Source organism: Salinibacterium sp., from assembly GCF_031364185.1.
In the GTDB taxonomy this organism is placed as follows: domain Bacteria; phylum Actinomycetota; class Actinomycetes; order Actinomycetales; family Microbacteriaceae; genus Rhodoglobus.
In genome coordinates, this window is the sequence record NZ_JANLVV010000041.1 from 1 (window position 1) to 9,777 (window position 9,777).

General features: G+C 61.8%; 8 protein-coding genes and 1 tRNA gene. 3 read left to right on the top strand and 6 right to left on the bottom strand.

The genetic code is table 11. From position 1 onward, the window contains the following. The 6 genes from RMN95_RS02175 to RMN95_RS02200 form a co-directional block, all read right to left on the bottom strand. Positions 1-1,226, bottom strand: a 1,226-nt coding sequence (locus RMN95_RS02175) for a type II secretion system F family protein (protein WP_309615322.1), incomplete at its 3' end; no start/stop codon positions are given. Further along, on the bottom strand, positions 1,226-2,977 hold the full coding sequence (locus tag RMN95_RS02180; RefSeq protein ID WP_309615323.1) for a PilT/PilU family type 4a pilus ATPase: 1,752 nt from the start codon (positions 2,975-2,977) through the stop codon (positions 1,226-1,228). The genes RMN95_RS02180 and RMN95_RS02175, both read right to left, overlap by 1 nt. A gap of 42 nt (positions 2,978-3,019) precedes the next feature. Beyond that, complete coding sequence (locus RMN95_RS02185; RefSeq protein ID WP_309615324.1) at positions 3,020-4,693, bottom strand: ATPase, T2SS/T4P/T4SS family; 1,674 nt, start codon at positions 4,691-4,693, stop codon at positions 3,020-3,022. A 218-nt stretch (positions 4,694-4,911) separates the two neighbouring features. Further along, positions 4,912-5,313, bottom strand: coding sequence for a RidA family protein (locus tag RMN95_RS02190; protein WP_309615325.1), 402 nt, complete (start codon positions 5,311-5,313; stop codon positions 4,912-4,914). Positions 5,314-5,538: 225 nt separating this feature from the next. Next, entirely contained in the window at positions 5,539-6,741 is a 1,203-nt protein-coding gene (locus RMN95_RS02195; RefSeq protein WP_309615326.1) for an IS30 family transposase, read from the bottom strand. A 658-nt stretch (positions 6,742-7,399) separates the two neighbouring features. Further along, a tRNA-Tyr gene (locus RMN95_RS02200) sits at positions 7,400-7,481 on the bottom strand. A 125-nt stretch (positions 7,482-7,606) separates the two neighbouring features. On the opposite strand from RMN95_RS02200, the gene RMN95_RS02205 reads away from it, so the two are divergent. From RMN95_RS02205 to RMN95_RS02215, 3 genes are all read left to right on the top strand, one after another. Then, positions 7,607-8,623 carry a LacI family DNA-binding transcriptional regulator gene (locus RMN95_RS02205; RefSeq protein WP_309615327.1) on the top strand — a complete coding sequence of 339 codons (1,017 nt, stop codon included), beginning with the start codon at positions 7,607-7,609 and terminating at the stop codon, positions 8,621-8,623. Between the two features lie 194 nt (positions 8,624-8,817). After that, entirely contained in the window at positions 8,818-9,306 is a 489-nt protein-coding gene (locus RMN95_RS02210) for a YajQ family cyclic di-GMP-binding protein (protein WP_309615328.1), read from the top strand. Between the two features lie 59 nt (positions 9,307-9,365). Then, the coding region (locus RMN95_RS02215; protein WP_309615329.1) for a PLDc N-terminal domain-containing protein at positions 9,366-9,777 on the top strand (412 nt) is incomplete at its 3' end.

Sequence of the window (9,777 nt, forward strand, 5' to 3'; positions counted from 1 at the left end):
ATCTGCTGTGTGATCGTAAAGATCGGCATGTACAGCGCAACGATCATCCCGCCGATGATCGTGCCGATGACGGCGATCATGAGCGGCTCGATCAGCGACGTGAGGGCCTCGGCGGTCGACTCGACCTCTTCGTCATAGAAGTCAGCGACCTTCGTGAGCATGATCTCGAGGGCACCAGAATCTTCACCGACCGCGATCATCTGCACGACCATGGCCGGAAATATCGGCTCGGTCATGAGCGGACCGGCGATCGAATTGCCGAGCCGCACAGATTCTTGCACCTTCTTAAGCGCCTCCTCGATCACCCAGTTGCCCGAGGTCTCGCCGACAATACTGAGGGACTGCAGAATCGGAACACCAGCCCCGATCATCGCGGCAAAGTTTCGGCTGAAGCGCGCGATCGCGACCTTCGTGAACAATTGCCCGAACACGGGAACCCTGAGCTTGAAAGGGTCAACCACCTTCCGCACCCGATCCGTGTGCTTGTTAGCTCGCCACCACACGCTGAATGAAATCGTGCCCACCACCAGCACTGGTGCGATCCACGCCATATTGGCGGACATCACGACGAGAAATTGGGTGGGAGCGGGGAGTTCACCCCCCAGACTGTCAAACATCGCTTTAAAGATCGGCACGATGAACACCAACATCACGATTACAGCAAGAATCGCCATGCAAAGCACCGCGACCGGATAGGTCATCGCAGACTTAATCGTCGCACGCAGCTTCACATCGGATTCGAGACTGTCGGCCACCGAGATGAGGGCACCATCGAGAAAGCCGCCGGCCTCTCCCGCGCGCACCAGATAGATCATGAGTCTCGGGAAGATGAGCGGATGCTTGCCCAGACTTTCGGAGAACGACGAGCCAGTCTCCACATCGGCTCGCACCGCACCGAGCACCTCGGCGAGTTTCTTGTTCTCTGTCTGGTCCGCCAGGATCGACAGTGTCTTCATGAGCGACAGTCCTGCCGCGATCATCGTGGCCATCTGGCGACTCATGATCGCAAGATCCTTCAGGCTCACATTCTTGGCACCGAACCCGGGGATGTTGATCTCCATGTTCAGGCCGGTCGCGGCTGCTGACTCCTCGAGAGCGATTGGGGCCAGGCCCATCCCCTTCAACCGGGTCATCGCCGTTGAATTGCTCGATGCCTCAAGCTTGCCCTTGATGAGCTTGCCGTCGGAGTTTCGTGACGTGTAAGCGAACGTCTTGGTTGCGGCCATCAGTGGCTTTCCTTTGCGGGAGTGGTTGAACTGAAGCGGCCACCGTCATCGTCGCGACGGATCAGATGGAGCAGGTCTTCGCGGTTCTGAGCCTTCTCCATGGCCGCCTCCTTGGTGATCTTCCCGGCGTTGACCAGGTCGGCGAGGTGCTGATCCATCGTGTGCATGCCCATCTCACGACCGGCCTGCATGGCCGAGGGCACCTGGAAGGTCTTTCCTTCGCGGATAAGGTTTGCGATAGCCGGGGTGGCGACCATCACCTCGGTCGCGACAGACCGGCCCTTGCCATCTGCACTTTTGACCAGCGTCTGGCAAACGACGCCCTGGAGGGTCGCCGCGAGCTGGGCTCGCACCTGCCCCTGCTGGTGCGGCGGGAAGACATCGATGACACGGTCGATCGTCTGCGCTGCCGACTGCGTGTGCAAGGTCGCGAATACGAGGTGCCCTGTTTCGGCCGCGGTCAGCGCCACCGAAATCGTCTCCAGGTCTCGAAGCTCGCCAATCAGGATCACGTCCGGGTCTTGCCGGAGAACGTGCTTCAGCGCGGAAGCGAACGAGTGGGTGTCGCTGCCGACCTCGCGCTGATTGATGATCGACTTCTTGTTCTGGTGTAGGAACTCAATGGGATCTTCGACCGTCACGATATGGTCGGCACGCTCGCGGTTCACGAGGTCAATGACGGCGGCGAGGGTCGTGGACTTGCCGGAACCCGTCGGCCCGGTCACGAGGACGAGCCCACGTGACAGCCGTGCGAAGCGTTCGATCGTATCCGGCACACCAAGTTCGTGCAGCGGTTTGATCTCGGTCGGGATAAGTCGGAAGGCCGCACCCATATGGCCACGCTGTTGGTAGATGTTGACTCGGAAGCGCGCATCCTCCGACAGCGTGTAGGCGAAGTCGAGTTCGAGCACCTCGTCGAATATGTGCTGCTGGTCCTCCGTCATGATGCTGTGCAAAGCAGCACGCATCTTGGTGCCGTTCCACGTGACGGCACCTGGCACGGGCGACAATGCGCCGTGCAGCCGAATGGAGGGGATGGCGTCAACCGTGACGTGCAGGTCGGACCCGCCCATGTTGACCACCCGGTCGAGCGCGTCGAGCAGATCCGCGTCGCCGGAGAGGTCGGCAAACACCCGCGGGGCTACGACTGCCTCGATAATGGCGTCATCCGCCAGGGATACGGCACGAGCGGCACGCTCCGCAAAGGTGAGGGGGCTCGCTATCCGCGGCATGTTCGACAATGGTGCTGTGGGCGCGGGGGCGTCCACGAGGGTCGCGGACATCGGCGGGGCGAGCATCGCCGCCCGACTAGTCGGTGGGGCAGACACGGGTGCGGCGGGCGCGGGTAGCTCGGGCGCCGGCGAGGCGGGTGTGGTTGAGGCAGGCACGGGCGGGCCCGCGAAAGCGAACGCCGTCACATCCGGCGCGGCGAGCGACGTCGGCTCAGCTGGGAAACCTGCTAGTAGATCGTCGAACCCTAAGCTCGCGGCCTGCGGCGTCACAGCGCTGGGCGATGGTGCAGCGTCGGTTGTGGATTCCACTGGCCGTCCGCGAAGCTGGGACCTCCGGGGCAGGTCAGGCAGGTCCGCACTCATCGGTGCGGCGGGCGCCTCCTCGACCGGCGCCACAGTGTGGAGTGGCATGAACCCTTGCGGGGACGCCGGCGGCGGGAACACAGAGGGCCGCGCTGTCGCGGCGTCATCCACATCGAACGCTCCGGACAAGTCGTATACCGGTCGGTCGTTGCTCATTTTTCCCCCATAATTCTTTGTGTTGCCCCACCGGCAACGGTGTTACGCGACGACGCGCAGAACTTCCTCAATAGACGTGTGGCCGAGCTGGACCTTCATCCAGCCGTCCTGTCGCAGCGGAATCATCCCCTGCGATTGCGCAACCTTGGCGATCTCAGCACTTGACGAGCGTTGAACGGCAAGTCGTTCGATCTCCTCCGAGACGAGCATGACTTCATGGATCGCAATACGCCCGCGATACCCCGTCCCCGAACAGGATGAGCAACCTACCGGCCGATGTAGCGTCGGAAGGGCATGCCTTTCTGGATCGAACCCCACGCGCAAGCCGAGCATCTGCTGGGGGTCTGCGGTGAATGACTCCTTGCAGCGCTCGCACAGGCGACGCGCTAGCCGCTGCGCCACGACACAGTCGATCGCGGATCCCACCAGGAATGGCTCGATATCCATCTCGATGAGCCTGGTGATTGCACTCGGCGCGTCGTTGGTGTGAAGGGTCGAGAGAACGAGGTGGCCTGTGAGAGACGCCTCGATCGCAATCTGGGCGGTCTCATGGTCACGAATCTCACCCAGCAGCACCACGTCGGGGTCAGAACGCAGGATGGAGCGCAGCGCGCTCGCGAAGGTGAGCCCCGCCTTCGGGTTCACCTGCACCTGGTTGATTCCCGCCATGCGGTACTCCACCGGATCTTCGACGGTAATGACGTTGATCTCGGGCTTCGCGACGGTATGTAGGGTCGTGTACAGCGTCGTGGACTTGCCCGAACCCGTCGGACCGGTCACGAGAATCATCCCGTAGGGCTTCGTATACGACGATTTATAGGCGTCGAAGTTGCGCTGAAGGAGGTTCAGATCTTTGAGATCCATCGACGAACTCGAGTTGTCGAGAATTCGCATGACGACCTTCTCGCCCCACACCGTGGGCAACGTTGCCACACGCAGGTCAATCTTGCGACCGGCGTGCATCACGGAAAGGCGACCGTCCTGAGGCTTTCGACGCTCCGAGATGTCGATGTCGCTCATGATCTTGAGCCGCGAGATGACACCGTTCTGGATCTGTTTGGGCGCCTTCTGCATTTCGTGCAGCACGCCGTCGATGCGATACCTCACATTCATGCCGTCCTCGGCCGGTTCGATGTGGATGTCGGATGCCCGATCCTGAATCGCCTGGCTGATCAGCAGATTGACGAAACGGACGATGGGTGCGTCGTCTTCGACAACATCCCCAGCGACGACGACATCGTTACCGGGTGTTTTCGTTTCCTCCTGGAGCACCGAACTCAGCTCGTTGAGTTCCCCGTCCGCCCGGATCACGCGGTTGATAGCGCTGCGCAGATCTTGGCGTTCCGCGACAACCGGGCTGATGCGCATCCGGGAAGCAGCACGTAAATCGTCGAGAGTGACCACGTCACCGGGGTTGACCATCGCGACGGTCAGCAAATCGCCGGTCACGGCAATCGGAAGCACCTCGCAACGACGGCAGAGGGCAGCAGGCACGAGAGCGACCGCGGCGCGATCGATGGGGTAATCCTGAAGTTCGACAAACGGGAGCTCAGCCTGCGCCGCTCGCGCTGATGCGATCTGGCCGTAGGTGATGATGCCTTCCTCGACCAGGTTGAGGATCATCAACTCGTCCTCGGCGGTCGAACCCCCGAACGTGTCGAGCGCCTGGATCGGAATGGCTCCTCGAAGAATGAGAATTTCCGTCAGCGATGCCACGATCTGTGCCTCTCCCCCGAGCGCGTTGAAAGGGGAGCACGATTGTCGTAACAAATTCCCCTGAAGTCACAACGTTATCCGTCGGCGGGTTGGACCCACAGCCCCGTAACAGGGGGTACGACACACCCAGTACGGGGTACGGACGGGTGTGTCTACGGGGGACAGGATGCATTGCGCGCGCTGCCCGCGCCGATGAGTGGTGCAGGCAGCGCGTGAGGTCAGGCGACGGCGGTTCCCTCCAGTTCGACAAGTTGACCGGGGACCGCCAGGCGAGAAATTCCGAGCATTGTGGAGGTAGGTGAGACGCTCGCCGCAGCTAGACGTCCGGCCAGCTCTCCGTAGTGTGGGAAGAGAGCGTCGACATCGATCGTGTAGACGTTCAGGCGCACGAGATTCGCTAGAGTCATGCCCGCTGCGGCGAGCACTGCTTCGAGATTGTCGACGCTGAGCTTGAGTTGCGGGGCAATGTCGCCGTCGTGCTCAGGTCGACCGTCCTGGTTCATCGACGTCTGTCCCGAGACGTATAGCGTGCGAGTCGCACCGGAAACAAGCTCGCCCTGAGTGAACCCCATCTCCAGCGACCAGGTGACCGGATTTACTCCTGTGCGTTTGAGTGCCATTTTCTGCTTCATTTGTTATTCGCGCTGTGCCCGGTGATCCGGTCAAGCCGCGCCGTCTCTAACGGCGACATTTCAAGCATTCCAACGAATCACGACACCTTATGTCGTGTATTTCTGAGAGGGTTTTGTTGTGCGCGCGGATCGATTGCTATCACTCGTGCTGCTACTGCTGTTAACGCCAACCGAAAATGGGGCCACTTCTGCCAAGCGGGTTCTAGGGTGAATTCAAGCGGTCGTCGCAACACTTGTTTCTTGCCGCGATCCTAGCTCGGTAGTGATGACCAGTGTGGGTGTGTTCCAGTTGAGGCGTTTCCGTGGCCGGTCGTTGAGTCTTGCAGCGACAGCTTTGAGGGTTTCGGCGGTGTGAACGCTGAGATCGCTGTGCTTAGGGAAGTACTGCCGTAGCAGCCCATTCATGTTCTCGTTCGATCCGCGCTGCCATGGTTTGCCGGGGTGGGCGAAGAACACGCCATCGCCAAAGAGGGAAGCGATCTTGTCGTGGCCGGACATTTCCGAACCCTGGTCCCAAGTCAGGGTGTGGCGAAGGTGCGCCGGTAACTGCGACATCGTTGCCATCAGTGCTGCGTTGACTTCGGGCGCGGTGTGGGTGTCCGGCAGGTGCAGCAGCAGCACATACCCGCTCTTTCGTTCAACGAGGGTGCCGATCGCTGAGCGTGTCTTGCTGCCGATGATGAGGTCACCTTCCCAGTCACCCAGCCGGGAGCGTTCCTCAACGACAGCTGGCCGGTGATCGATCAGAGTCGCTGGGACGATGAATCGCGGAGTGCGAACATCCGGTCGTCGGCGTCGTTTTCGAAGCGGACGACCTGTGCGCAAATGTGTGGTCAGCTTGCGCGTTAGTCCGCTGTTGCGTGGCCAGTACACCGCTTGGTAGATCGTCTCGTGGCACACATGCCAGGACTTCTTCTGGGGGTGGGTTTCGCGCAGCCAGAAGCTGATTTGCTCCGGACTCCAATCCAGGGTGAGCTTGTCCTGCACGAGATCACGCAGCACCGGGTCTTGCCCGATCCGGCCGGCTCGGGCCCGGCGAGCTTTCTCGCGTGAACGGGCATGCGCGAGAACAGCGTCATATCTGCCGCGGTCGTGTCGGCGCATGTTGCGGTGCAGCTCCCGGCTGATCGTCGACGGTGAGCGTCCCAGCTGTCTCGATATCTCTCTCATCGATAGGCCGTCTCGTCTGAGCACGGCCAGACGTTCCCGCTCGATGCTCGACAGATATCGGGTATGCCGATCGGCTTCCACCAACCGCAGCGGCGCGACGCCGCCGCGCTCGGCACGCCACCGGAACCCAGTCGTGCGGGCGATCCCGATACGCCTCGCTGCCTCGATCGGACCAATCCCCGCGAGGATCAGCTTCCAATACGCGTCCTCAACGCTGAGCCATCTCTTACGTCCACGTCGTCCCATGATGTCCACACTCCGAATTCTGATGGAGTGTTGCAACGAGACCTAGAACCCGCTTGGCGTTTCTGGCCCTGTTTTCAGTCGGCGTTAACAGGGATTCGACGCCCCTACTGAGCCGCATCCACAGTGCGCGGTCGTTCAGACCAAGAAGTATCGGGAAGGCGCACTACGGCTGACTGCTCAGCGGGGGCCCACGAGCGGGTTCTCGTCCTCCACCCGCTACAGAAATAGAACGACGCCCCACGATGAAGCCTGTGGGGAGTCGTTCTATCTCGGTGGCATGTGAGGGATTCGACGCCCAACCCGAGCCGCCTCCACATCGCGGTGGCACGGATCCAATGAGGGCACGCACTGCGCGATGCGGCGGACTGCGCGAGTCGGGGCCCACGAGCGGCTTTTCGTCCTCCACCCGCGACGGAGATAAGAAAAGGCCCCACAAAATGCGCGCGGGGCCTTTTCTTATCTCGGTGGCATGTGAGGGATTCGACGCCCAACCCGAGCCGCCGGCCCATTGCGCGGTAGCACGCTGGGCACGAGCCATCCGTCACGCGCAATGGTCCGGACTGCGCGGGTCGGGGCCCTGGGGGTTCTCAGCGACGCACCCGCTACAGAAATTGGAGAAGGCCCCACGTAATGCGTGTGGGGCCTTCTCCAATTTCGGTGGCATGTGAGGGATTCGAACCCCCGAATGCGAAGCAGTCTGATTTACAGTCAGATCCCTTTGGCCACTTGGGTAACATGCCGAGGCACTTCCGGCCATATGTATCCACCTGACCGAACGCGCTGCTCAAGGATACAAGCTCCCGCCGCGCCTCGTGACCAGCCTCACAAAGGTAGGATCGGCACGCGACCGAGGAGGTACGACGCAATGCCCGGAATCAACCAGGTGGCCCAACTCGCGGGGGTGTCGACGGCGACCGTGTCTCGCGCCCTCAGCGGCAACGGGCATGTGTCGGAATCCACCCGGCAGCGGGTGCATGCGGCCGCCCTTGAGCTCGGCTACGTGGTGTCGTCAAACGCGTCCAGCCTAGCCACCGGGCGCACGCGCAACGTTGGCGTGGTCATCCCGTTCCTGAATCGCTGGTATTTCGGCGCCGTGCTGGAAGGTGCCGAGCAGGCCCTGCTCAGCCACGGCTACGACCTCACCCTCTACAACCTCAGCGGTGGCGGTGACGAGCGCCGCAGCGTGTTCGAGCACTTCCTATTACGCAAACGAGTGGATGCCGTCATCGCTATCTCACTGCAACTCACCGGCCAAGAGGTCGAGCGCCTGCTCGCCATGAACAAGCCCACCGTCGGCGTCGGCGGTTCCATCGCCGGGGTGCGCACCCTCAGCATCGATGACGGCGAGGTTGCTCAGCTGGCGACCGAGCACCTGCTGTCGCTCGGTCACCGGGTGATCGCGTTTATTGGTGGTAACCGAGAATCCGAGATGGACTTCCACGTGCCGTCGACACGCCGCGAGGGTTTCAACGCGGCGCTCGCGAAGGCGGGCATCCTCGCTGACCCTGAGCTTTTCCATGCCGCGGACTTCACCATCCCGGGCGGGTACGCGGCCGGGAAACAGCTGCTGGGCAACCCGCGCAAACGCCCGACGGCGATATTCGCGGCATCCGACGAAATGGCCATGGGAGCGATGCTCGCCGCCAGGGATCTTGGGTTGAAAGTGCCCGATGACGTGTCCGTGATCGGTGTCGACGACCACGAACTCGCGGAATTCTTCGGCCTGTCGACAATCGCACAGTTTCCGGCGCTGCAGGGTCGCATGGCGGTCGACATCCTCATGGACGAGCTGCACCCGAACCACGAGGCGCACGCCTCGAGCAACACACCACTACCGTTCGAACTGATCGTGCGCTCGAGCACCTCGCGCCCGACGCCCTAGCCTGCCGCGTTCATCATTCAGGAGGTTGTGGGGCCAGTGTGACTGGTGGGGTGGATGTGGTGCCGCAGATCACATCCACCCCACCAGTCACACCACCTCCTGAATGATGAAAGCCACCTCCTGAACCGATGAAAGGGCGGACGGCGGCGGGCATGCGCCACCGGTTAAACCCCGGGAGGTTCTAGCATGGGGGCATGGCAGATTCCACATTCGACATCGTCAGCAAGGTCGACCAGATGGAGGCGGATAACGCCGTCAACCAGGCGCAGAAAGAGATCGCGACCCGATACGACTTCAAGGGCGTGGGCGCATCCATCGAATGGAGCGGCGAAAAGTTGCTGTTGAAGGCCAGCGCCGAAGAGCGCGTGAAGGCCGTGCTGGAGGTGCTCGAGGCAAAGTTCATCAAACGTGGCATTTCCCTTCGATCGCTGGATGCCGGCGACCCGTTCGCGAGCGGTAAGGAGTACCGCATCGAGATCGGTCTTAAGAACGGCATCTCCAGTGAGGACGCGAAGAAGGTCTCGAAGATTATCCGCGATGAAGGCCCCAAGGGCGTGAAATCGCAAATCCAGGGCGACGAGCTGCGCGTGCAGTCGAAGAGCCGCGACGACCTACAGGCCACAATGGCGCTGTTGAGGGGCAAAGAGCTCGACGTCGACCTACAGTTCGTGAACTTCCGCTAGCACGGGGGCGCCGACACAGCGGAGCTAACGGGGCCCGGCGCGTCGCTAGACTTCGATCGATGGATGACGTCGCCGCCCTCACTCTCTCCAACATCACGGTCGCCGGTGTGTTGCTCGTCGTCGACTTCATCATCCGGATCACGGCCCTCATCGTCGTTCCACGTAACCGTCGGCCACAAACGGCGATGGCTTGGCTGCTGGCGATATTCTTCGTGCCCTACGTGGGCGTCATCCTGTTCCTGATCGTCGGAAGCGCGCGCCTGCCCCGTGGGCGCCGCCGCAAGCAGCGCCAGATCAACGACTACATCATCGAGACCACCGAGGGTTTCGATCTCGTGCAGCGCGACCCACCCTGGCCGTCGTGGCTCGAGCCGATCGTCGAACTGAATCGCACGCTGGGCGCCATGCCGCTGGTGGGTGGCAACCGGGCGAAGCTGTTTTCCAACAACCAGGAGGCTCTCGACGCCATGA

Coding starts and splice junctions, on each gene's coding strand:
- RMN95_RS02180 (WP_309615323.1), bottom strand. CDS start 2,977: ATGAGCAACGACCGACCGGTATACGACTTGTCCGGAGCGTTCGATGTG.
- RMN95_RS02190 (WP_309615325.1), bottom strand. CDS start 5,313: ATGGCACTCAAACGCACAGGAGTAAATCCGGTCACCTGGTCGCTGGAG.
- RMN95_RS02195 (WP_309615326.1), bottom strand. CDS start 6,741: ATGGGACGACGTGGACGTAAGAGATGGCTCAGCGTTGAGGACGCGTAT.
- RMN95_RS02205 (WP_309615327.1), top strand. CDS start 7,607: ATGCCCGGAATCAACCAGGTGGCCCAACTCGCGGGGGTGTCGACGGCG.
- RMN95_RS02210 (WP_309615328.1), top strand. CDS start 8,818: ATGGCAGATTCCACATTCGACATCGTCAGCAAGGTCGACCAGATGGAG.